Origin of the sequence: Streptomyces silaceus (genome assembly GCF_001419745.1) — a bacterium.
GTDB lineage: Bacteria > Actinomycetota > Actinomycetes > Streptomycetales > Streptomycetaceae > Streptomyces > Streptomyces silaceus.
The window spans coordinates 1-824 of record NZ_LIRJ01000508.1; the positions used below are offsets into that span (position 1 = coordinate 1).

Sequence of the window (824 nt, forward strand, 5' to 3'; positions counted from 1 at the left end):
TCAGGGTGGACTTGCCCGCGTTGGGGCGACCGACGAAGCAGGCGAAGCCGGCACGGTGCACGGACTCGGACGGCTCGGCTGATGACGGGGTACGAACGCTCATGGCGCCCATTGTCCCTGATCCCACGAGCCGCGCCGCACCGCGCGCCCCCGCAGGCCGCACACACGCCCGCACCCGCTCCCCGCGCCTCGGCCCGTGAGCCCCCGGAAACCCCCGCGCAACACGAAACACGGCGGAAACGCCGGGGTGCGCGAACCGAAACGCGCGGCGGTGACGCTCTTCCCCCATGTCCCCCATGACGACGACCACCGCCGCCCCCCACCTCGACACCGGCGACACCGCGTGGCTGCTCGCCGCCACCGCGCTCGTCCTCCTGATGACGCCGGGCCTCGCCCTCTTCTACGGCGGCATGGTCCGCACGAAGAGCGTCCTGAACATGCTCCTGATGTCCTTCGTGTCGATCGCCCTGGTCACGGTGGTCTGGCTGCTCGCGGGCTACTCGCTGGCCTTCGGGGACGACGTGTTCGCCGGCCTGATCGGCGGTCTCGGCCACCTGGGCATGGCGGGCATCGGCCCGACGACGCTCACCGGCTCGGTCCCCACCCTCCTGTTCACCACCTTCCAGCTGACCTTCGCGATCATCACGGCCGCGCTGATCAGCGGCGCGGTGGCGGACCGCACGCGGTTCGGGGCCTGGGTGGTCTTCGTACCGGTGTGGACGCTCCTCGTATACGTTCCCGTCGCGCACTGGGTGTGGGGTCCGGGCGGCTGGATCGCGAACGCCCTCGGCGCGCTGGACTTCGCGGGCGGCCTGGTCGTCGAG

General features: G+C 71.6%; 1 protein-coding gene and 1 pseudogene. One reads left to right on the top strand and one right to left on the bottom strand.

Translation table 11 applies throughout. The features are described from left to right. Positions 1-103: pseudogene (locus AOK22_RS41125) on the bottom strand (GTPase Era); the annotation flags it as partial. Positions 104-287: 184 nt separating this feature from the next. Here AOK22_RS41125 and AOK22_RS35480 point away from each other — a divergent pair. Then, positions 288-824 (top strand): ammonium transporter (locus AOK22_RS35480; protein ID WP_425264109.1); only part of this gene is annotated, 537 nt, incomplete at its 3' end.